Source organism: Streptomyces catenulae, from assembly GCF_000718015.1.
GTDB classification, from domain to species: domain Bacteria; phylum Actinomycetota; class Actinomycetes; order Streptomycetales; family Streptomycetaceae; genus Streptomyces; species Streptomyces catenulae.
Genome location: NZ_JODY01000028.1, coordinates 55,788 through 77,983, shown reverse-complemented (window position 1 = coordinate 77,983; position 22,196 = coordinate 55,788). Strand labels below are relative to the sequence as shown.

Genomic DNA, 22,196 nt, shown 5'->3' with positions numbered 1-22,196 from the left:
CGGCCTGGTAATTCGCCCGCCGGAAGAGCAGAAGGCCGCATTGTTACCGCAGCGTGGGAAGCGCCTGGTATCAGGGCGGAGCCGAGGACCGGATTCCCGGGTACAAGAATGTGCCGACTGCGGTGCGACCCGCTCCCGGGCGGACGGAGCACGGCGCTCAGCACTATGGTGCGGGCGCCGAGAGCGGCCCGTGACCGGCGGGTGAGTGGTGCGTTCCCCCGGCCGCAATAGTGTCGGTGGCGAAGGCGCACCTCTCCTGACGAAGGCAGGTATTCACGCCATGGCACAGCTCACCGCGGATCTGGAAAGGCACACCTCGCAGTATGTCGAGGCGTTCAACGCAGGCGACTTCGCGGCGGTCGACAAGTTTTACACGACGGACGCCGTCGCCGTGTGGGAGCCCGGAAAGCCGCTCACCGGCGACGCACGCCGGGCATACCAGCGGGAATTCCTGGCGAGCCGCCCGAAGATGACCGCGACGCCCCGGCAGGTATTCGTCACCGGGGACACCGCCTTGATGATCGTCGACTGGGTGATCGACGGCGTCGACGCGGACGGCGCGCCCGAGCGCCTCCAGGGCGTCGGCGTCGATGTGCTGACCCTGGGCGAGGACGGGGTGTGGCGGTACGCCATCGACGACCCGTACGGCCAGCGCTGACCGCAGGGCGGCGGCCCGGCGCTCCGCGCGGCCGAGGCCGGACGCCGCACCGAGCACACCCGCTCCAGCAGGTAACCACCCACCCGGAAGGGACCGCCACGCCCATGTTCTCCACCGTCGACTTCGACCCGGAACGCCCTGACCTGACCGCCGACACCGAGACCCAGAACGAGATCTTCATCCAGGTCTTCAACTCGGGGGACGGTGAGCTGTTCAACCGCCTCTACCGCGACGACTCGATCTCGAACTTCTCGGGGGAGCCCCTGACGGGCGCCGCCCGCCTGGCCTTCTTCAAGGAGTTCCTGGCGACCGAGCCCACGCTGGAGGCGACCGTCACCCACGCGTATGTCGCCGGAGACGCGGCGCTGATCGGCGTGGACTACCGCATCGAAACCAAGGGGCCCGACGGTGCGCCGCTGCACCTGGAAGGGCAGTGCACCGACGTGCTGCGCCGCACCGCCGACGGCCGCTGGCTGATGGCCATCGACCGCCCCGTCGCCACAACCGGTCTCGTCGCCGACTAGCGAGTTCCTCGACGAGAGCGGAACGGGCCCCTTCGGCAACCATCGCCGGAGGGGCTCAGGCGTCGGCCGCGGCCTGCTTCTTCCTTACCGGGGGGGGCGAGCGCGACCGTCGTTCCTGCCTGCGCGCGGCGTTCCTTGGGATGGTCCCTGCGGCGGCGTTCCTTGCCGTGGGGCGCGTCGGCGTTCCGTGTTCCGGTGTTCCGGATGCCCCATGGGGGCGCCGTCCCCACGGCGGCGCTTCCGCGCGCACCGACCCTTCTTGTCACACCGCGGCGGCGGCCCGGCCACGGGCCGGGCCCCGTACGTCCGCGCCGCCAACGGCCCCGGTACGGGCCCGTCAGGGAGTGGCCGGCCGGCCGAAGCGGCCGCCGACGAACAGCAACTCGTCCTCGTCCGCCTCCTGCGCCGCCGCGAGCACGCTGCCGATGAAGACCGTGTGGTCGCCGAACTCGTGCGAGGCGGCCAATTCACACTCCAGCCAGGCCACTGCGCCGTCGAGCAGCGGCGCGCCGGTGTGCCGACCGGGGCGCCGGGCGACGCCCTCGAACTGTGCGGCGCCCAGCGTGCGGCGCCTGTCGGCGAAGTGGCGGGCCAGCTCCTCCTGCCCGGCGCCGAGGATGTTCACCGCGAAGCGACCGGCGTCGGTCAGCGCCTGGTGCATCACCGCGCCGTGTCCGACGCAGGCCAGCACGGCGGGCGGGTCGAGGGAGACGGAGCTGAAGGCGTTCGCCGTCATGGCGTGGGGGTGGTCGCCGCCCACGGTGAGCACCGTGACCCCCGTGGCGAAACGGGACATCACCTCGCGCATCCGGCCGGGCCCCACCGCCCGCGGAACGGAACGCGCGGCAGCGTGATCGATTTCGGTGGGCGTGGATTTCATGCCGCTCTCCGATGGTCACAGGGCACGGATGGACCGGCTGCGCCCCACGGCGGCGGCCGGCGGAATTCAACCTACCCGCGCCACCGGGCCGTTCTCCCACATCCGGGTAATCGCGAAACCATGTACGGCGTCCCGTGGCCGGTGACCCTTCAGTGACCGGCTGCTGACGCGGCACCCCGACCCTGAAGGCCATGAATGACATCACCGTCACATCCGAATGCCCCGAACTGGCCGAGCCCTATCTGCGCCAGGTCCTCGACACCGCCGGGCTGGCCGTCGAATACGTACGGGCCGAGCGGAACACGCTCTACCGGCGCGGCGCAGACGGCGAGGAAATCCCGGTCTCCGACTTCGCCGGCGGATACGGCTCCGTCCTGCTCGGCCACAACCATCCGGAAATCGTCACGCGCGCACGAGAACTGCTCACCGCGCAGACCCCGGTGCACGCCCAGTTCTCCCGCCATCCGTACGCCAATCACCTCGCCGCCGCCCTCAACCGCGTCATCCACCGGGAACTCGGCACCGACGAGCCCTATTTCGCGATCTTCGGCAACAGCGGCGCCGAGGCGGTGGAGGCGGCGGTCAAACACGCGGAACTCGACCGCGGCATGCGGATCTCCGCCCTGCTGGAGGAGGCCGACGGCAGACTGACGGCGGCGCGTTCGGCCGTGGCCGACGGCGCCACCGTTCCGGCCGAGGTCTGCGCACGGCTCGGCGTCCCGGCCACGGAGGGATTCGCCTCCGTGGAGAGGGAGATCCGGCGGCGCAACGAGAAGAGCGCGGCGAGCCCACCGCTGTTCCTGGCGCTGGAGGGCGGGTTCCACGGCAAGCTCGTCGGCAGCGTGCAGCTGACGCACAACGAGGGCTACCGGCTGCCGTTCAAATCACTGGCCGCCCAGGCCCGTTTCGTCCCGAACGGCGACGCGGACCACCTCCGGAAGATCCACGCCGCGGAACGCAGAACCCTGCTGGCCGCGGACGTCGTCGACGGCCGGATCACCGTGACGGAGAGGGAGCTTCCGGTTTTCTGCGCCTTCCTGGTCGAGCCCGTCCAGGGCGAGGGCGGTGTCCATCCCCTCACCGCCGCGTTCGCCGGTGAGATCCAGCGGTTCTGCGCGGACATCGACTGCCCCGTCATCGTCGATGAGATCCAGAGCGGCATGGGCCGCACCGGAGCGCTGCTCGCCAGCTCCCGCGTCGGCCTGCGCGGCGACTACTACACCCTCGCAAAAACCCTCGGCGGCGGTATCGCCAAGACCTCGGTCATGCTCGTACGCGAGGCGCGCTACCGCAAGGAATTCGAGATCGTGCACAGCTCGACGTTTGCGAAGGACAGCTTCTCCTGCCATATCGCGCTCACGGTGCTGGACCTCCTGGAGCGGGACGGCGGCCGGGCATACCGCCGCGCCGAGGAGCGGGGCGAGGCGCTGCGCGCCGTCCTGGACTCGGTGCACGCGGACTTCCCGGACGTGGTCAAGGAGGTACGCGGCCGGGGCCTCATGCTCGGGCTGGAGTTCCACGACCGGTCCGGCGCATCCTCGGCCGAGCTGCGGGAGCTCGCGGGCAGCGGCCTCTTCGGCTACTTCCTCGCCGGGCACCTGCTGCGACGGCACCGGGTGCGGACCTTCCCGACGGCCAGCGCGGTGAACACACTGCGGTTCGAACCGTCGCTCCAGGTCAGCGACGCCGAGCTGGAGCAGTTGCGGGCGGGGCTGCGCGAGGTGTGCGCCCTGCTGCGCAAGGAGGCCGTGGCCGAACTCCTCCCCTCCGGCGACTGACCTCGCCCACCCGCGTCCCCGGTCGGCGCACCGGCCGGGGACGCGGCCGTCCCGGACGCCCCACGCGTCTCAGACAGGGGCGTCCAGGGCGACGCTACGCACCGTCCGCGCCAGGGTGCGGATGGCCTCGGAGGTGGCCGGGACGTCGCCCGGCAGGGCGACCACGGCGGCTTCGATCAGCAGCGAGACGGCGAGGGCGTGCAGCCGGCCCCGGAGCGCCGGCGGCCAGGTGCGGCCCGTCCGTTGCCCGGCCCGCCGGACGGGCCGCTCGGGGCAGGCGGCCGCGTCGAGCACCTGACGCGCCCAGGCCAGCAGGCCGGTACGCAGCCAGGTGCGGTCCTGCCCGGCCAGCCCGGGGACGATCGCCAGCGCGTCCCGGAAACCGGCGAGAATGCCCTGTGCGTGCGCAGCGAGCAGGGCGCCCCCGGAGACCGGGCAGGCGTCCGGAGGGCGGGTGGCCACGGACCGGAGGGCGGTGCGCTGCGGGACACGGGCCCGCCGCAGCCCTTCATACAGGGCGGTGGCGAACCGCTGCCCGACGAAGGCGGCGAGCGTGGCGTCCTGTTCGCCGGTCTCCGTGGTCACGGGCGTGGATGAGGCGGGGGCTGCGCTGCGGGGATGTACGGGCCTGTCCTCCATGAGAACCTCCATGGGGAAAGCACATCAAGCCCCGCCCACCGAAGGTCCATTCGCCCTTCCACGCGGCGGTCACGGCCCGGCCACGGCCCCCGGCCATGCGGCGAACCGGGTGCGCGTCCGCGCCCCTGCCCTCCGCGTCACTCGGCGTGCACGGCCCCGAGAAGCACGGCGAGGTGCCGACCGGCGGCGCGCAGCGGCTGTTCGCTGCGGTGGATCTGGCTGAGGGTCTCGGCGCCCTCCAGGGTGCTGAGCACCGTGGCGGACAGTTCACCGGCCTCCTCGGCGGCAAACCCCGACCGGCGGAGCTTGTCGGCAATCACCTCCTGCCAGCAGCGCAACGCCCCCTGGCACGCCTCCTGGATGGCGGGGACCCGGCCGAGGGTCTCCAGCGCGGTGGTGGTGACGGGGCAGCCGTCCGCCCAGTCCGACTTCCGCAGGGCCGTGGCGAGTTCACCGCAGAACGCCTCGACGGCGCGGGCGGCGTCGGCGTCGCCCTCCAGACCGGCACGGAGCATGTCGGCGAACTCCTCCTCACCGTGGCGGATGGCAGCGACCGCGAGCTGCTCCTTGCCGCCGGGGAAGAAGTGGTAGACGGAGCCGAGCGTGGCATCGGCTTCCCTGGCGATCAGCTTGATACCGCTGGCCTCGTACCCCTGGCGCTGGAAGAGCCGCGAGGCCGAGCGGACGATGCGCTCGCGGGTGTCGGCGGCGGCTCCCGCCTCCCCGCTTCTGGCGCGCTGCGACGTGGAGGACATGACCCCATGATACTGGATAGAACGTTCGCTCCACTCTCTGCTACGGTCTGACTAGAGCGTTCGTTCCAGAGGCGTGAGACGGCCGCCTTCCTCCGCGCCCCCAACTCGGGCGCCGGGCGGCCCACTTGTACAACTCGACGGGAGAAGGCAATGAGCAAGCAATCCGTGACCGTCATCGGACTGGGCCCGATGGGCCAGGCGATGGTGGGAGCCTTTATCGACAACGGCCACGAGGTCACCGTGTGGAACCGCACGGCGAGCAAGGCGGAGGCACTGGTCGCCAAGGGCGCCGTCCTCGCGCCCACCCTCCGCGACGCGCTGGCCGCCAACGAGCTGGTGGTCCTCAGCCTCACCGACTACGACGCCGTGTACGCGGTGCTGAAGCCGGTGGCGGACTCCCTGTCCGGCAAGGTGATCGCCAACCTCAGCTCGGACACCCCCGAGCGTGCCCGGGAGGCGGCCAAGTGGGCCGCCGAGCACGGCGCCCAGCACCTCACCGGTGGCGTGCAGGTGCCGCCGCCCATGATCGGCACGTCGGATGCGTCCGCCTACTACAGCGGCCCCGAGGACGTCTTCAACGCCCACCGGAGCACGCTGGCGGTGCTCACCAACACCGACTTCCGCGGTGAGGACCCGGGGCTGGCGGCGATGTACTACCAGGCCCAGATGACGATCTTCTGGACCACGATGCTCAGCTACTACCAGACGCTGGCACTGGGCAAGGCGAACGGCGTTTCGGCCAAGGAGCTGCTGCCGTACGCCTCGATGATGACCACGATGATGCCGCACTTCCTGGAGCTGTACGCCCAGCACGTCGACTCGGGTGAATACCCGGGCGCCGTGGACCGGCTCGCCATGGGCGCGGCCAGCGCGGACCACGTCCTGCACACCCACAAGGACGCGGGCGTCGACACCACGCTGCCCGCCGCCGTTGCGGAGATCTTCCACAAGGGCATGGAGCGCGGCTTCGCGGAGAACAGCTTCTCCAGCCTCATCGAGGTCCTGAAGAAGCAGGGCTGAGACAGGCAGGGCCACGCCCTGCGCCATGCGGCAGTGGCTCCGCCGGGGGCGTCCGGCGGAGCCACTGCCGCATGCCCGGTGGCCGGGCACGCCTTGTGCGGTGGGTCGGGCCGGTTGCCCCCGGCCCGACCCACCGTCATTTCAGGCCAGCTCCGCCGCCTGACGGGCGGCGCGCAGCCCGGTCTCGACAGCGCCCTCGATGAAGGCGCCGTGCCAGCCCTCGGCGATGTCCGCACCGGCGAAGACGATCCGGCCGTGCGGCTCGTCGATCTGCGGATAGAGGTCGAGCAACTGGTTCGGGCGGCGCAGCCCCCACCCTCCGCTGCTGTAGGGCTGTTCGGCCCAGAGCATGGCGCGGTGGCGGAGCACCTCGGCGCCCGGGATGTAGCTGCGCACGGCCTCTTGGACCTGCGCCGCGTTGCGGGGGTCCAGGCCGGTGCCGCCGAAGGCGACCATCAGCCGACCCTCGGGGGTCTGCTGCTGCGGGATGAGCATCGGGAAGACCGCGTCGGGCCCCGCCTGCCCCTGCACGGCCGGCACCTCGCCCTTGACCAAGAGCCAGGTCTTGGCCACGTAGGGCACACCGACCCCCTCGGTGGTGGCCCGGGTGTGCGCCGCGGGCAGACCGGGGCGGAAGTCGATGCTGCGCCACACATTCACCGGCGTCGCGACCACGACGACCGGAGCGACGAACCGCTGCCCCTTGTCGGTCTCGACGGTCACCAGTCCGCCCTCTTCGGTGACCTTGGTAACCGGTGTGCTCAGGTGCAGGTCCGCCTGGGCCTCCGACAGCATCGCCTTCAGCGTGGCGATCATGCCGCCCTTGGGCCGCAGGGTCATGGTCTTGAGGTACTCGGAGTAGTCGCCGCCGGCGAGCTGGACCCACTGTGCCATGGAGGTCAGCCCACCGAGGGAGCTGTCGCCGCCCGCGTAGACGGAGATCTCGCCCTCCAGCAGGGCTCGTTCGGAGGGGGACAGACCTATCCGGTCCAGCCGGTCCTTGAGGGACAGGGGATCGACCGAGGCCAGCAGGTCCTTGCGGTAGAGCGGGTCGTGAGGCCGCTCGAAGTACTTGTCCGAGCCCTCGAAGAAGCGGTCCCACAGCGGGAGCAGCTTCTTCTCCGCCTCACCGGGCGAGAGCGTCTGACCGCCGTCACCGCCGTGGAGGACGACGTGCTCCGCCGCGGTGTCCTCGTACGTCTCGATGTGGTAGCGCCGCAGCTCGGCATGGATCAACTGCTGCTGCGGGCCCAGCCAGCCGCCACCGAGTTCGACGTCGTCCTGACCGGCGAAGGTGCCGGTGAAAATCCGGCCGCCGACGCGGCTGCGGGCTTCGAGCAGCACCGGCTTCAGTCCGCGCGCGGCCAGCTCCCGGGCGACGGTGCCGCCCGCGTACCCGGCACCGATGATGACGGCGTCGGCCTTGACCAGCTCTCCGCCGCGGGGCGCACCGGACGCTGCCGCGTCGGTCCCTTCGGTTGAATACGCGGACTTCTCGCCATATTCAGACATCAGATTCCTCTGCTGTTCTGGTTGTTTGCTTCCGCTATTGCATTCTCGGATTACACGGGGGCCCACAGTCGCACTCGAGCGCGACATCAAGACAGCGTGAGTCCCTGTATCCGCAATGCATCGGACCGCCGCACAAAATTCCCCGCACGGGGCGCATGGAGGTCGTCGACGGTATTTCACGGCGCGCGCCGCCCGCAGATGACGGGAGGCCCCCCTGCCGGGGCGGCCGCGACTGTTCACCGGGGCAAATCTGCCGGTGCGAGCGGTATCAGCGGGGTCTCGTGAGCCCGGCTGCGCTCCACGTGAGGACCGGCGCAGGGCGCCCTCTACATTCCGTAACCATTCACTTACCCCCGTATTTCTGCATTCGGCCCAGGAGGTTTCAGTGCCACTCCTCGGCCCGTCTTTCGCATCGTAGCCAGGCCGAAACCTGACGCGTCCCGGATTCGGTAATCGGTTGGTAATTCCCCGTCCACAGACGAAAGCCGGCGGCCCGGACGGGCCGCCGGCTTTCGGTAACGCCGGTATGTGGTGTACGGATCAGATGTAGTCGGTTCCCGGTTCGAGGCCGACCAAGACGCGGCCCTGCGCCTCCAGGGAACTGACCGGGGTCAGCAGCCCGTGCAGGGAGAGCGCCGCGATGTCGCGGTAGGCGCGCTGGAAGGCTCCGGAGCGCAGGATCGTCGAGGCGGAGCTGATGTCGTAGAGCACCTCCACGGCTTCCTTGGTGGTGCGCACCACGTAGCCGACCTGGCCGCGGATCGTGGCCTTCTCCTCGACCGTGAGCTTCTCGCCCGCGTCCTCGCGCTGCTGCATCAGCGTCAGCCAGGAGCGCTCCAGCGCCTCACAGGCAGCGATCTTGTTGGCGGCCACCGCCACCTGTACCTGGGTGTGGGGGTGCTCGCGCTGCTCGGTCCAGCCCGTGTAGGTGACGCCCTTGCCCGGCAGGCGCCCGAGGAACAGCTCCAGCGCGTGCCGGGCCAGACCGATGTAGACCGGGGCGCAGGTGGCGATGATGTAGCTGGTGAGGTTGTAGTTACGGCCGTTCAGGTCCGCGTTCCAGCGGCCCCGGGTCGAGGCGTCGTACACCGCGGCGTCCACGACCCGGTGTTCGGGGACGAACACGTCGGTCACCGTGGACGTGGCGCTTCCGGTGCCCGCGGCGCCGAACACGTCCCAGTCGTCACCGACCTCGACCTCCTCGGTGGGCACGAGGGCGAACAGCTCCTCCTCGCTCCCGTCCGGAAGCCGGGTCATCGCGGCGCACACGTTCCACTCCGCACCACGCACCCCGGTGTTGAAGCGCCAGGAGCCGTTGAGAACGTAACCGCCGTCGGTGGGCGTGAGGGTGCCGGTGGGCGTGAAGCCACCGGAGATCCGTACCGAGCCGTTCGCGAAGACCTCCTCCTGCGCCTTGTCGGGGTAGAGGGAGGCGATCCAGGCGGTGGAGATCCAGACCATGGAGACCCAGCCGGTCGAGCCGCAGCTGCGGGCGATCTCGGCGATGAGCGGCGCCTGCTCGGTGACCGGCAGATCCAGACCTCCGAACCGCTGGGGTACGGCGACCTTGAAAACACCTGCCTTCTCCAGAAGTTCGATGTTCTCCTCCGGAATCCACCGGCGACTCTCGGCCACGGGCGCGTTGGACTCCAGGCGTTCGGCAACGCCCTTCACTGCGTGCAGAATCTCGGCAAAGGCACCGTCGGACACGGGCATGCAACTCTCCTTCGCTTTTCGACCACGGAGCAGGGGCCGTGCTCGGCCCGTCAGCCCTGCGACCGTATCGGCGCCGCGCACACCGCTCCCCTCTACGCAGTAATGGAGCAGTAACCATCTGTTCCCGTCTTCGATGTTCTCGGCGTTACCCGACGGTGGATCAACGCCACAAACGCATCTATAACCTCGGTAGTGCATCTGCACCGCGCACTTTGTCCTGGTGTCCACACACGTGACGGCGAAGCTCTTGACAAGGCGGACGCCCCCGGCCCGGTGTCACCAAGGGCCCGGGAATTTCTCCGTGCCGGGTGCGTGCCGCGCCCGGCACGGACACGTGAACCTCCGACAATCAGCGACGGCAAGCCCCACACCGGGAGTTTTCTTGGACAGCACATGGTTGAGGCGGTACACCCGGACCGTGCCCCGCGGCGACGTCACCCTCGTCTGTTTTCCGCACGCCGGGGGCGCCGCTACGACGTACATCCCGTTGTCCCAGCACCTCGCACCGGAGCTGGACGTCGTCGCGGTGCAATACCCCGGGCGCCAGGACCGCAGACATGAGCCGCCGATAGCCCAACTGCCGCGGCTTGCGGAGCTGATCGCCACGGCATTGCTACCGGACCTGTCAGGCCCGTACGCCTTTTTCGGGCACAGCATGGGCGCGTTGGTCGCCTACGAGACCGCCCGCGTACTGCGCGAACAGGGCGCCCGCCGCCCGGAACGGCTGTTCCTGTCGGCTCGTGGCGCTCCCGGCGACCGCCCCGACCCCGGCGACGCCATGACCGACGCCGACGTCCTCACCACGGTCGGCAGACTCGGCGGCAGAGGTACCGAGGCCCTGAGCGACCCGGAGATGCGCGCGATGGTGTTGCCGGCGCTCCAAGCGGACTACCGGGCGCTGGCGGCCTACGCCCACCTTCCCGGCGCTCCGCTGAACTGCGCGGTAAGCGTCCTGACCGGTGACGCGGACCCGGTCGTCCACACCGAGGCGGCACTCGGCTGGCGGACGCTCTTCGCCGGGGAATTCCGCGCCCACCGCTTCGTCGGCGGACATTTCTACCTTGAGGAGGAGGTCGCGGCCGTCGCCGCCCTCGTCCGCGCGGACCTGCGGCGTCCGTCGGCCGGGTAACCCCTCCCACCCGGCCACCGCCCGACGATGTGCGGTGGCCGTGGCCCGGATGAGTACTGCCGGGAACGTTCATCATTCGTTCAGCACCTTGACGGATCATGTGTGGCACAGCCATCACAGCGACCGACCGAGCAAGGTGCCACAAGGAGGCACCTTCTCTCCCGGCCCGGACCCTTACTTCTGGGCGCACCGTCTTTTCTCCGCAAAACCGTGCCCGGGTGGAACCACGAAGCCGGTCCCCGGACATCTACGAAGCAGACCGTGAGTTGTGCGTCCAGGCGACGGAAGCCATGACACCGGCAAACCGTTACCCGCTCCGGTGCACGTGGCACGGACGGAAGCCGACGCCATCCGACATACGATCTTGGGGGAAGTATGGAGTTCAGGGTTCTGGGGCCGTTGGAAGCAGACCGCTTCGGTGAGCCCATCGCGCTGGGCGGCACCAAGCAGCGGGCGACGCTGGGGTTCCTGCTGCTGCACGCGAACCGTGTAGTGGCCACGAGCCAGCTGGTGTCGGCCCTTTGGCCGGCGAACGAGGAGCCGGCCTCGGCCCGCAAGATCATTCAAAACGCGGTGTGGGGGCTGCGCGGGGCGCTGTCGGAGGAGGACGGCTCACCGGGGGCCCCTCAGCAGCAGCCGGGTGCGGCGCTGCTCACGCAGGCTCCGGGATACCGGCTGCGCGTCGAGCCTGACCAGGTCGACATGCACCTGTTCCACCGCCGCGTCGAGGAGGGACGCGGCGCCCTCGCGGCCGGTCAGGCAGAGAGTGCCGCGCGGCTGTTGCACCAGGCTCTCGACCTGTGGCGTGGGCCCGCGCTGGCCGACCTCGTCGAGGCCGGCGCCGACTGGCCCGATCTGGTGGCGGTGGAGAAGACGCGGCTGAACGCCATGGAGGACTGGTTGGAGGCCGAGCTGGCATGCGGGCGTCATCACTCGGCACTGGCCGATCTGGAGGCAATGGTCGAGGCGGAGCCGCTGCGGGAGCGCTCCTGCGGGCAACTGATGGTGGCGCTCTACCGCTGCGGCCGCCAGGCCGACGCGCTGGCCGTGTACGACCGGACCCGCTCGGGCCTGGTCGGTGACCTCGGCCTGGAGCCGGGCCGGGAACTGCAGTCGCTCCAGCACGCCATCCTCAACCACGATCTGGTACTGGAGCCCCCGGCCCGGCCGTCGACGGCGCTGTTCACGCCTGCCGCTGCGCCCCGGCCCGGCACCGCGGGCGAGCCGGGGCACACGGCGGCAGGGGCGGCCGAGGTGCGGACGGACGGGCAGGAAGGGGGCGAGCCGTCCGACGAGCCGACGGCGCAGAGCGTCTCGGACCGGCTGCCGGTCAGCATCGTGCTGTTCCGCACTCCGCTGGCCACGCAGGACAGCGACGTCGAGGCGGTGGAGCGGGACACCGACCTGCACACCCTGACCACAGCGATCCGTGAGGAGGTGGAGCAGTTCGAGGGCTCGATGGTGGCGACCATAGGCTCCGTGTCGCTGGCGCTGTTCCGGTCCCACAACGAGGGGCGAAGCAAGGCGGAACGCGCGGTCCGGGCGGCGCTGGCCGTACGGGACAGGTGCGCGGGCGACAAGGCGGGCCGGGGCGCCGCACCGGACTCCGCGATGAGCGCCGCGGTGGCTACCGGGGAGGCCCTCGTCCGCTACCAGCCGGGCGCCCCCGACTCCCCCGTCTCCGTGGTCGGTGTCCTGCTCGACATCGGCGAGTCGCTGCTGCACTCGCCCGGCGATGAGGTGTGGGCCTGTGAACGCACCTACTGTGAGACACAGTTCGCCATCGACTACGAGCGCGCCGAGGGCGGCGGGGGCCGTTGGCGGGCGAGCGGTCCGAGGGAGGACTCCCCCGGCCGTCACACCACACCGCTGATGGGTCGTGACTGCGAACTCGACCTGTTGGACGTGTCGTTGCGGCGCGCCTGTCATCGTTCCGTCCCGCATCTGGTGACCGTGCTGGGCGAGGCAGGCATCGGCAAGACACGGCTGCTCGAGGAGTTCGAGTGGCAGCTGGCCGACGCGCCGGCTCCGCCCCGACTGCTGCACGACCGGGTGCGCCCCTCGGCGACGTCCAGGGACGGGGCGCTGGCGCCGTTGCGGCGGCTGTTGCTGTCCGCCTGCGGCGTCGCAGCGAAGACGCCACCGGCAACGGCTGCGGCACAGGCGCACCGGGCGATCGAGCGAGTGGTGGGTGACCGCGAGGAAGCGGCCCGTCTGACGGGCGCGCTGGCACCACTGATATCCGGGAAGGGCCCGGCGCCCGAGGGGGTGGCGGCAGAGCCGATGCTCGGCGTCTGGCGGGATTTTCTGCTCGCCACGGCGCGCTGGGAGCCGCTGGTCGTCGTGGTGGATGATCTGCACTCGGCCTCGGACACGGTGGTGGACGGTATTGCGCAGCTCGCGTCCTCGGCGGCCTCCGTCCCGCTTCTGGTGGTGGCGGCGGCGCGACCACATCTGCTGTTACGTCGCCCGAGGTGGGGCCTCGGACTCAGGCACTTCAGCACCCTCACTCTTGACGTCCTTGCACAGCCTGCCGCTGATCTGATGGCCGAGTCGCTCGAAGCCGAGCAACTCGGCACTTCGGCGTCCGGGCCCGCGCTGCACCACGCCTGGACGCATCCACCGGCCCTGGCACCAACCGGCCCCAACTCCCCCGTACACGCTCTGCTGACATCCCGCACTCCTTAGGTGTCTTCCCGATCTTCGTGGGGCCGTGACACCCGGCACCGGCTCACCCTTCGGCGGCTCTGCGCGGTCGGCTGCGCACGGGGCGGCGCTCGGGACACCGGCAGCGGTTGTGCCGCAGCCATCCCGTGACCCGCGCGAAGGAGTCGGCCCGTCCGCCGGCGATCAGCTTGACGGCAGACATCGCCCGGTACGGTCCGCAATGCGCGCAGGAGAAGACATCCTTGTCGAGGAAGGCCAGCTGTACGGGGAGCATCTGCCCCTGCGGAGCGAGCCCCTCCACGGTGGTGATCTTGCGCCCGGCGGCCTGCCCTACGGTCACGGCGCAGGCCCGCACGCAGCTGCCGTCCATCAGCACGGTGCACTCACCGCACGTCATGGTCGTGCAGTCGCGGTGGGTGGTGGTCAGGTCGGCCTGATCGGTGAGGACGTCGACGAGCCGGGCGGCAGGCCGGGCTGCCAGTACGTGCCGGACGCCGTTCACGATCGTCGTCCACACCGTGCTCTCGTCCTTCATGAGGCCCCTTCCGTAGGAATACGTGTGCGTGAACACCGGACGGGGGGACCGGCGCATCGCCCACGCCCACTGTGCGCCGAGCCGCTGATGAATATCTGATGGTGGACTTTCGGTACGAAGGAGTTAACGTTTCGTCATGCGTTTCGGGGTGCTGGGGCCGCTGGCGGTGTGGGACGGCGACGGCGAAGCGGTGCGGGTGCCGGAGACGAAGGTGCGGATGCTCCTCGCCGATCTGCTGGTGCACGAGGGGCACATGGTCACCACCGACCGGCTCATCAGCGATCTGTGGGGCGAGCGTCCACCCGCCGACCCCGCCAACGCGCTGCAGGTCAAGATCTCCCAACTCCGGCGTGTGGTGGGCAAACACCGGGTGCTGCGCGTGCCGGGCGGCTACCGGCTGCCGCTGGAGGCGGAGGAGCTGGACGCCGCGCGGTTCCAAGCACTGCTGCGGCGGGCGGGGAAAGTTTCCGATGCGCGGGGGCGCACCGGGCTGCTGACCGAGGCGCTGGGGCTGTGGCGTGGCGGCAAGGCGTACGCGGACCTGGCCGACGAGGAGTTCGCGCTCCCCACTGCGCGGTATCTGGAGGAGCAGCGTCTGGCCGCCCTGGAGGAACAGGCCGAGGCGCGCCTGTCCTGCGGTGAACACATCGCGCTCGCCGACGAGTTGACGGCACAGGTTACCGAGCATCCGCTGCGGGAGCGATTACGGGCCTCCCAGCTGCGCGCGCTGTGCCGCGCCGGTCGGCGCGGTGAGGCGCTGACGTCCTACCGGGAGCTGCGGGAGCTGCTGGGCCGGGAGCTGGGGGTGGAGCCGGGGCCCGAGCTGGTGACCCTGTACGAGTCGCTGCTCCGCGGGCGTCCGACGTCCGGCGCCGCGAGCGGCCCGGCACCCGCCCGTCCCGAGCACGACGCGCCGCGGCACAACCTCCCCGCGCCGCTCACCCCGCTCGTCGGACGGGACCGGGCGGTGGATCAGGTCTGCGGGCTGCTCCACACGGCGCGGCTGGTGACGCTCACCGGGCCTGGAGGCGTCGGCAAGACGCGCCTGTCCATCGAGACGGCGCGCCGTCTCGTGGGGGCGTTCCCCGACGGCGTGTGGCTGGTGGAGCTGGGCACCCGCCGCGGTTCCGTGACGGAGCTGAGCGAGCAAGTGGCCGCGGCCCTGGGGCTGGGCGGCAACGGGGCGTCCGAGACACCGGCGGGCACCCCCCGACCTGCGCCAGGTGCGTGGCTGAGCGCCTTGCTGCGCGAGCGGGACACCCTCATCGTTCTGGACAACTGCGAGCAGAGCGTCGACGAGGTGGCCGAATTGGTGACGGGGTTGCTGCAGAGCGTGCCCGGGCTGCGGCTGCTGGTGACGAGCCGGGAGGCACTGCACGTGGCGGGTGAGGTCATCCACCCCGTGGAGCCGCTGCCGCTCGCCGACGCGGTGGAGCTTTTCACGGCGCGGGCCACGGCAGCCGCCCCCGGCTTCGCGCTGGACGCCACGAACGCCGCCGCGGTAGCCGTGATCTGCCGTCGGCTCGACGGTGTGCCGCTCGCCCTCGAACTCGCCGCCACACGGGTGCGGACCCTCGGCATGCAGGGGTTGGCCGACCGGCTCGACGACCGTTTCCGCCTGCTGACCGGCGGGCGCCGGGGCGCCCCGGCCCGGCAGCAGACGTTGCGCGCCGTGATCGACTGGAGCTGGGAGCTGCTGACCGATCCCGAACGCATCACGCTGCGGCGCCTGACCGTGCATGCCGACGGCTGCACGTTGGAGGCGGCCGAGGCGGTGTGCGCCGGTGCGGGCCTGGCGTCGCACGAAGTCGTCGGGCTTCTGGGCCGGTTGATCGACCGGTCGCTGATCGTGACGACGGAGGGGCCGGACGGGGTCCGCTACCGGCTGCTGGAGTCCGTGGCAGCGTACGGCGCCGAGCGGCTGGCAGCCGCCGGGGAGGTGGCGGCGGTGCGCCGCCGCCACCGGCAGTATCACGTGGCCTTCGCGGAGCGGGCGGCACAGCATCTGCGGGGGCCGGGCCAGCGCCGTTGGCTGCTGCTGCTGGACACCGAAGGCGCCAATCTGCGCGCCGCGCTGGACAGCGCGGTCACGGACGGCAATCCGGACGACGCGCTGCGGCTGTCGAAGGCGCTCTCCTGGTACTGGATGCTGCGTGGCCGTGTTGCCGAGGCCCGGCGTTTCCTGACCCGTGCGCTGGCCTCCTGCGCCGACCGCGCACCGGCGGAGGCCGCAGGCGTCACCGCGCTGAACGCCGGTTTCGCGCTGCTGGCGGGTGAGCGGGTACCCATGCCGCCGTACGAGCGGATCACCGACCCCGTCGTGCGGGCGCGGGTGCGCTGGTTCAACGCCTACGCCCATTTCCACGCCGGTGACGTGGCCGAGAGTGAGCGGATCACCGGCGAAGCACTGGCGGCGTTCCAGGAGTTGGAGGACGACTGGGGCATCGCCGCCGCTCTCGCTCTGCGGTCGGTGCACGCCCTGATGCGCAGCGATCTGACGGCGCTGCGGAAGGACAGCGAACAGAGCACGGCGATGTTCCGGAGCCTGGAGGACCGTTGGGGCCAGCTGCGGGGCCTGGCCTCTTTGGCGACGCTCGCGGAGATCACCGGCGCCTACCAGGAGGCCGCGGATCTGTTGCACGACGGGCTGCGGATGGCCCAGGAACTGGGGCTGGCGACCGAGGTCTCGTCGCGGCTGTCCTCCCTAGGCCGGATCGCGCTGCTGACCGGGCACCACGATGAGGCCCGTGCCCTGCACGAGCGGGCGCGTCGGCTCGCCGCCGAGCAGAGTTTCCGGTTCGGCGAGGTGCACGCCGAGATCGGGCTGGCGCTCGGTGCCCGACGGAGCGGCGATCTGCGCACCGCGGAGCACTACCTGACGCGTATCCGTGCCTGGTACCGGCAGATCACCCGGGAGGCCGCCAATCCGCTGGTCCTCGCCGAACTGGGCTTCGTAGCCGAGGTCAGGGGGGATGCGGAGGCCACCCGGACGCTGCACCAGGAGGGCCTGGAGGGCGCTCGTGCAGTGGCTGATCCGCGGGGTGTGGCGCTGGCGTCGGAGGGGTTGGCGGGAGCGGAGATGCTGCACGGGCGGGGGGAGAACGCCGCGCTGCTGCTCGGTGCCGCGACGGCGGCGCGCGCCGCCGTGGGTGCGCCGCTGCCGTGGGCGGAACGCCACGACGTCACCCGGATCACGACTGCCGCCCTGGCGGCGTTGGGCGAAGAGCGCTTCGCCCGCGCACACGCGCGCGGCCACCGGATGTCACTGGAAGAGGCACTGGCCCATACGGGGCTGGCGGCACCCGCCGCGCCGCGCATCGCGGGAGAGCATCCAGCCGCCGCCTGCTGCGCGAGCCCGGAATGACGGACACGGCGCGCCCTCGGGGAAGCCGCGCGCCCGTGCTTTCCTGGTCGACGGCGGTGTGGCTGCCGTACCACCAGCAGACCAAGAACCTGTCGGCACCAAGCACCCGTAGCCGCCTGCCGTTGGCTCGAAGTGCGCCTCATCAGACGATGGCCGACGACGTCGATGGGGTGGTGAAGGCGAGGCGTCAGCCGCGTCCGATCAGCCATGACCTCCGCGACGGCCTGCGCAGGCTGATAGCTCGCTACGATGCGTCGTTGAACTGGGATTTCCCCCCGGCCCCGGGACCGTGGCGTGAAACGGAGTGTCACAACTTCCACGAGGCGGTACGCCAAGCGCTCGGCCGCCTTCGCACCGAACTCGGCCCGGCATGGCAGATTTACGACGAGTTCGACGCACTCCACGAAGACCCGGACCTCGACCACTACCCGGCGGACCCAGCCGGACTCGTTCGCACCTAACCTCATGGAACGCATGCGCGACATCCTGTGAGTTCCCCTGAGCCACGCCGAGTCCCCGAGCTGGTGGCCAGAGGCTTCCGCCCCTTTCGGCGCTCTGTCGGCCTGTGACGATTACCCCGCCGAGCAGCCCGGCATCGGCGACGCGTCGGTGCTCAAGGCGTACGGCGAGCGGGAGACCACCCGCCTCGAACACGTCCGGGAGCTGCGCCGGGCCCGCTCGCGCAGGGTGGCGGTTTCAGCGTCGTGGGCGTCGAGCCGGGCGTCGGTGGCTTCCAGGACGTGGTCGTACTCCCACAGCGGGGGCAGCTCGCTGACGGCCGGGGGCGGCTCTTCCTCGGCTTCCTCGCGTTCCCGCCGGGCCTCTCCAGCCGGACCTCCGCGTCGATGAGCCGTTGCTCTGGGGCGGCCAGCTACTGCTGGACCTCTTCCACGTCGCTGGCTTTCAACTCCTGCAGCGCCCGGTCGCGCTCGTTCTCCAGCACCGTGCAGCGGTCTCGTAGGAGGAGGGGTGGGAGATCGATCCCAAGGACCTGGTCCAGGTCTCCCCGTACCCGACCGAGCACATCCTGCGGTTCGGCGAGTACAGGACGCAAGAACTCGGCATCCAGCCGGAGGTGTACGACCCGAAGCTGGATATGGATGTCACGCAGCTACGGGCGGAAGACGTGACCGGCGAGGGCTTCGGCCAGGCCGCCTGAGAGTCAGTGCTCTGGGGCCGCCTGGAGGATGCGGCGCTCGCCTGTGACCTTCGAGGCCGGGAGGCGTCCGGCTTTGGAGGTTCCTGTAAGAGTGTCGCCGTCGATTCTCACGGCGAAGGCCAGGTTCAGCCGCATGGGCTTGGTGATGGCCTGCTGCCACGTGAGCCGGTCGCCGTCGAGGACAACGTCGCTGAGCGGTACTTCCTCTCCCTCCCCGTGGGCGGTTCCGACGAGGACACCGCTCTTGCGCCGGAACTCGGCCACGGCCTTGATCTTGCCGATGGGGGTGGAGAGGGACAGGTCCCAAGTGCCTTCGACGGCCATGCTGCTGTTCTTCCTAACGGTGGTGGTGTGAGTGGTCAGTGCAGCCAGAGGGGCATCGGGTCAGAACGGGACGGGCTCCGGCCCCCTGTGTCGCCAGACAGTGCCGCGGCGCTCATGGGCGAACAGTTCCTCGACGGCATGAGCGATCCGGGGGCCCACCTCGCGCTCCAGCAAATACAGGCCCAGGTCGAGTCCTGAGGTGACGCCAGCACCGGTGACAAGGTCGCCGTCATCGACGACGCGGGCGCTCACCGCACGGACACCGGTAGCGTCGAGCATGTCCCGGCCCATGTGGTGGGTGGTGGCATGGCGTCCCTCCAGCAGACCGGCCATGGCCAGGACGAGTGAGCCGCCGCACACGGCGCTGACTGTCACCTCGGGATGCTCCATCGCAGCCTTCAACAGCGCGGGCAGTTCGGTGGTCAGGGTGAGCCCCAGCAGTACGGGGATGGATGCGCCCTGCTGCCACCGACCGGCCCCCGCATCGTGGTCAGGGACCTCGCCGGGTTCTCCGACCCGGCCCGAGGCGCCGGGGACCAGGATCAGACCGGCCCGCCCGGGGTCGAGGGCGGCAGTGGCGCGCAGGGTCAGCCCGCCGGTGCCGCTGACCACCTCGCGTGGCCCTTCGGCGGAGACCAGTTCCACGCTCACCGCGCCCGCGGAGGCAGTGCCGCCGGCGTACAGCACCTCGTAGGGAGCGATGACATCGAGCGGATCGAAGCCGTCGAACAAGACGATCTGGACATGCATGGAGGGGATTCCTTCGGCTGCGGGAAGTGGCGGCCTGCGCTGGGTACGCCCCGAACGTAACCGGCTGCCACCTCGCCTCCCAGTGGCAGGAGTGACAGATGTCAACGGGATAGTGCCAAGCCTGAAAAGCGGTCGCTGAACTGCGGTGAAGCCGGGATATCGGGAAACCGGAACCGGGGCAGCGGCCCGGCGAGAGAGTATTTTCTGGCCATGCACACCGTCGCCGTTCTCGCACTGGACCAGGTAATCCCGTTCGACCTCTCCACCCCGATCGAGGTCTTCACCCGCACCCGCCTCCCGGATGGGCGCCCCGGCTACCAGATCCGCGTGTGTGCCGAGCGACAGGAGATCGATACCGGGGCCTTCGTCCTGCGCGCACCCTGGGGTCTCGCCGGGCTCCGGGGCGCGGACACGATCATCGTCCCCGGCACCGCCACGCCGGAAGCCCCGATCTCCTCAGACGTCCGTGGCGCGCTGCGGGCAGCCGCTGCGGACGGCACGCGCATCGCCTCCATCTGTTCGGGCACCTTCCCCGTCGCCGCTGCCGGCCTGCTCAACGGCCTGCGGGCCACGACCCACTGGGCCGCCGCCGGTCTCCTGGCCACCACCTACCCGGACATCGAGGTCGACCCGGACGTGCTGTACGTCGACAACGGGCAGATCCTCACCTCAGCGGGCGCGGCCGCGGGACTGGACCTGTGCCTGCACATGATCCGCCGCGACCACGGTTCGGCCGTCGCCGCCGATGCCGCCCGCCTGTCCGTCACGCCGCTCGAACGCGAAGGCGGACAAGCACAGTTCATCGTCCACGACTACGCCCCAACCCCTCAGGGCTCCACCCTCGAACCACTGCTCTTCTGGATGCAGGACAACCTCGCTCGGCCCCTCACCCTCGCCGACATGGCAGCCCAGGCCGACGTCAGCACCCGGACCCTGATCCGCCGCTTCAGCGAACAGACCGGCACCACCCCGCTCCAGTGGCTCCACCGCACACGCATCCGCCGGGCCCAGCACCTCCTGGAGACCACACACCACTCCGTCGAACGCATCGCCGCCCAGGTCGGCTTCGGCTCACCCACCGCCTTCCGCGACCGCTTCAAACGCACCGTCGGCGTCAGCCCCCACACCTACCGCCGCACCTTCAGCTGACTGCGCCCTGCACTCCTCCAGTTACGGGCGAACGACAGGCTTTCGGGGCGGCTTATCGGACTCCCGTGGCCCGATGACCCGTCAGCGTGATGCCGCGAGTAAATGCCGGATTCACTGCGGCAGGGTCGAAACGGTCTTCCCGGCTCTCGCCGACGACCTTGCATGTTCGCCAAGCCCGATCACGAGCGGTGGGAGCGAGGCGTACGCATTCACTGCGGCAGGGTCAGAGGGTGCGACGAGTGGGAATCGAACAGGCGGCCGTGCCGGAGAGCGGGGGCGCGTTGCGGGTGCCGCGCGCCCGGGCCGTGCCATTGGCCGCTCCACTGCCGTCGTACGCCGCGGCGGTCGAGCGGTATCTCACCGCCGCGGGCATCGCGAAGTCCTCCGCGCGCATCTACCGGATCTCGCGCACCACCTGGGGGATGCTGCGCGGCGAACCGGCGCCAACCGGGCCCGCCCGCCGCGGCGCCAGGCCCGCCCCTTTCGGCCTGACAGCCATCGACGACCCGGGCCTGCCGCCGGTGCTCGCCGCCGCGCGGGCGGACGAGATGGACGCCGACACCGTCAACCGTGAACTGTCTATCGTGCGCAAGGCGATCGGCCGGTGGCAGCGCCAGGGCTGGATCGTCGACGACCCGACGATCGGGATCGAGCGCCGCCCGGCACCACCGGACCGCACCAAGGCACTGCCCAAGCCCCAGGGTGGCGCCGTGGAGTGGATTCACTGGCAGTCCGGCACCACCCAGCTTCTGCCCCGGCTCATCGCCGACCGCACCCACGGCCCGCTGTTCCTCACCGACCACAAGGCCCCCGCCCGTACGCCGACCCTGGACACCTGCCCCGTGACCGGCCGCGCCCGACTGTCCTACCGGCGGGCGGAAGAGGCGTACAGGCGTCAAGGGGGGCGGCGACAATTGCGCCCCAGCATTGAGATCACCGGTGCCGAGATCCGGACCATACACGGACCAACTCCCCACCATTGACGGTCGCAAGCTGCCGTACCTCCAGGTCAGGCCAACTACGAGCGCTGTACCGCCAGCAGACGAAGAACTTGCTGGTGTCGTACTCGCCGAAGAAGCTGGGGTTCTTCTAGGGGCACGAGAAAAGGCGCCTGCCCCTGGACTTTTCCCGTCAGGCGCCTTCCGCTCGCCCCGCCCAGCCAAGCGCACGGTTTACGCCGTAACTCCCAGTTACTCCCCGCGCTATCCAGATCCTGACCAGCTGTTCCGGACCAGTCACGGACCAAATCCCGACTCACCCCTCAAGCGCCGCGCCTTGACTGACACGGTCCGGCGTGCCGGAGGTCGTAGGGGCGCTTGGCCAGGCCAGAGGCGAGTTCGGTGTGAGTCAGGGCGTCCTTCCGCGCTCGCTGCCGAGCGACCGCCGTGAGAAGCCGGGCGGCCCGGACCGGATTGGGTCACAGCCTCGGCGGAGGGTTGGCCCAGGCGCGCCATCAGTCCGTACGTAGTGCACTACCCGTAGCGGAACTCGCTGGGGGCGCCACCGTGCTGTCGTGCACGCGCCGGGCGGTGGTGTAACTGCCCGACGGGCGAGCCCGGATGGTCAGCGACCCAGCCGACCGGACATCCCCTCCTGCTCGAACCACTGCCGCCAGCCCGCACCGGGTTCTGTCACGT

At 70.5% G+C, this 22,196-nt stretch carries 19 protein-coding genes; 10 read left to right on the top strand and 9 right to left on the bottom strand.

Going from position 1 to position 22,196, the window contains the following annotated elements; all coding sequences use genetic code 11:
- Window positions 1-280: 280 nt before the first annotated feature.
- Entirely contained in the window at window positions 281-658 is a 378-nt protein-coding gene (locus tag IF23_RS0122555) for a YybH family protein (RefSeq protein WP_030286484.1), read from the top strand.
- A 104-nt stretch (window positions 659-762) separates the two neighbouring features.
- A complete protein-coding gene (locus IF23_RS0122550) occupies window positions 763-1,182 on the top strand; it encodes a YybH family protein (RefSeq protein WP_030286481.1) in 420 nt (139 codons plus the stop codon).
- Window positions 1,183-1,519: 337 nt separating this feature from the next.
- Here the strand turns inward: IF23_RS0122550 and IF23_RS0122545 are convergent, their stop codons facing one another.
- On the bottom strand, window positions 1,520-2,062 hold the full coding sequence (locus IF23_RS0122545; protein WP_030286479.1) for a flavin reductase family protein: 543 nt from the start codon (window positions 2,060-2,062) through the stop codon (window positions 1,520-1,522).
- A gap of 191 nt (window positions 2,063-2,253) precedes the next feature.
- On the opposite strand from IF23_RS0122545, the gene IF23_RS0122540 reads away from it, so the two are divergent.
- Entirely contained in the window at window positions 2,254-3,840 is a 1,587-nt protein-coding gene (locus tag IF23_RS0122540; protein ID WP_030286476.1) for an aspartate aminotransferase family protein, read from the top strand.
- Window positions 3,841-3,909: 69 nt separating this feature from the next.
- Here IF23_RS0122540 and IF23_RS0122535 read toward each other — a convergent pair whose 3' ends face one another.
- On the bottom strand, window positions 3,910-4,425 hold the full coding sequence (locus tag IF23_RS0122535) for a hypothetical protein (protein WP_157848062.1): 516 nt from the start codon (window positions 4,423-4,425) through the stop codon (window positions 3,910-3,912).
- Between the two features lie 191 nt (window positions 4,426-4,616).
- Window positions 4,617-5,234 (bottom strand): TetR/AcrR family transcriptional regulator, encoded by a 618-nt coding sequence (locus IF23_RS0122530; RefSeq protein WP_030286472.1) that lies wholly within the window; start codon window positions 5,232-5,234, stop codon window positions 4,617-4,619.
- A 150-nt stretch (window positions 5,235-5,384) separates the two neighbouring features.
- Between IF23_RS0122530 and IF23_RS0122525 the strand changes: the two genes are divergently transcribed.
- A complete protein-coding gene (locus tag IF23_RS0122525; protein ID WP_037679270.1) occupies window positions 5,385-6,254 on the top strand; it encodes an NAD(P)-dependent oxidoreductase in 870 nt (289 codons plus the stop codon).
- Between the two features lie 141 nt (window positions 6,255-6,395).
- Here IF23_RS0122525 and IF23_RS0122520 read toward each other — a convergent pair whose 3' ends face one another.
- Entirely contained in the window at window positions 6,396-7,766 is a 1,371-nt protein-coding gene (locus IF23_RS0122520; RefSeq protein WP_157848061.1) for a flavin monoamine oxidase family protein, read from the bottom strand.
- A 540-nt stretch (window positions 7,767-8,306) separates the two neighbouring features.
- On the bottom strand, window positions 8,307-9,482 hold the full coding sequence (locus IF23_RS0122515) for an acyl-CoA dehydrogenase family protein (protein WP_030286469.1): 1,176 nt from the start codon (window positions 9,480-9,482) through the stop codon (window positions 8,307-8,309).
- A gap of 418 nt (window positions 9,483-9,900) precedes the next feature.
- Here IF23_RS0122515 and IF23_RS0122510 point away from each other — a divergent pair, with 418 nt between their 5' ends.
- Together IF23_RS0122510 and IF23_RS32230 are read left to right on the top strand one after the other, a co-directional pair.
- Window positions 9,901-10,611, top strand: a complete 711-nt coding sequence (locus IF23_RS0122510) for a thioesterase II family protein (RefSeq protein ID WP_245655063.1) — start codon at window positions 9,901-9,903, stop codon at window positions 10,609-10,611.
- Between the two features lie 375 nt (window positions 10,612-10,986).
- Window positions 10,987-13,299 (top strand): ATP-binding protein, encoded by a 2,313-nt coding sequence (locus IF23_RS32230; protein WP_051739817.1) that lies wholly within the window; start codon window positions 10,987-10,989, stop codon window positions 13,297-13,299.
- Between the two features lie 43 nt (window positions 13,300-13,342).
- On the opposite strand, the gene IF23_RS0122500 is transcribed toward IF23_RS32230, so the two are convergent.
- A complete protein-coding gene (locus tag IF23_RS0122500; protein ID WP_030286464.1) occupies window positions 13,343-13,813 on the bottom strand; it encodes a (2Fe-2S)-binding protein in 471 nt (156 codons plus the stop codon).
- Between the two features lie 136 nt (window positions 13,814-13,949).
- Here IF23_RS0122500 and IF23_RS0122495 point away from each other — a divergent pair, with 136 nt between their 5' ends.
- Both IF23_RS0122495 and IF23_RS0122490 read left to right on the top strand, forming a co-directional pair.
- Window positions 13,950-17,177 (top strand): ATP-binding protein, encoded by a 3,228-nt coding sequence (locus IF23_RS0122495; protein ID WP_051739816.1) that lies wholly within the window; start codon window positions 13,950-13,952, stop codon window positions 17,175-17,177.
- A 149-nt stretch (window positions 17,178-17,326) separates the two neighbouring features.
- A complete protein-coding gene (locus tag IF23_RS0122490; protein ID WP_051739815.1) occupies window positions 17,327-17,638 on the top strand; it encodes a hypothetical protein in 312 nt (103 codons plus the stop codon).
- A 410-nt stretch (window positions 17,639-18,048) separates the two neighbouring features.
- Here the strand turns inward: IF23_RS0122490 and IF23_RS34155 are convergent, their stop codons facing one another.
- From IF23_RS34155 to IF23_RS0122470, 3 genes are all read right to left on the bottom strand, one after another.
- The gene (locus tag IF23_RS34155) at window positions 18,049-18,231 is read right to left on the bottom strand and encodes a hypothetical protein (RefSeq protein WP_157848060.1); all 183 of its coding nucleotides are present in this window, start codon (window positions 18,229-18,231) and stop codon (window positions 18,049-18,051) included.
- Window positions 18,232-18,339: 108 nt separating this feature from the next.
- Window positions 18,340-18,660: a hypothetical protein gene (locus IF23_RS0122475; protein ID WP_030286456.1), complete on the bottom strand. Its 321-nt coding sequence runs from the start codon at window positions 18,658-18,660 to the stop codon at window positions 18,340-18,342.
- 60 nt (window positions 18,661-18,720) lie between these two features.
- Window positions 18,721-19,410, bottom strand: coding sequence for a DJ-1/PfpI family protein (locus IF23_RS0122470; RefSeq protein WP_030286452.1), 690 nt, complete (start codon window positions 19,408-19,410; stop codon window positions 18,721-18,723).
- 210 nt (window positions 19,411-19,620) lie between these two features.
- Here IF23_RS0122470 and IF23_RS0122465 point away from each other — a divergent pair, with 210 nt between their 5' ends.
- Window positions 19,621-20,559, top strand: coding sequence for a GlxA family transcriptional regulator (locus tag IF23_RS0122465; protein ID WP_030286449.1), 939 nt, complete (start codon window positions 19,621-19,623; stop codon window positions 20,557-20,559).
- A 239-nt stretch (window positions 20,560-20,798) separates the two neighbouring features.
- A complete protein-coding gene (locus IF23_RS34655) occupies window positions 20,799-21,542 on the top strand; it encodes a hypothetical protein (protein WP_245655062.1) in 744 nt (247 codons plus the stop codon).
- The last annotated feature ends 654 nt before the right edge of the window (window positions 21,543-22,196 follow it).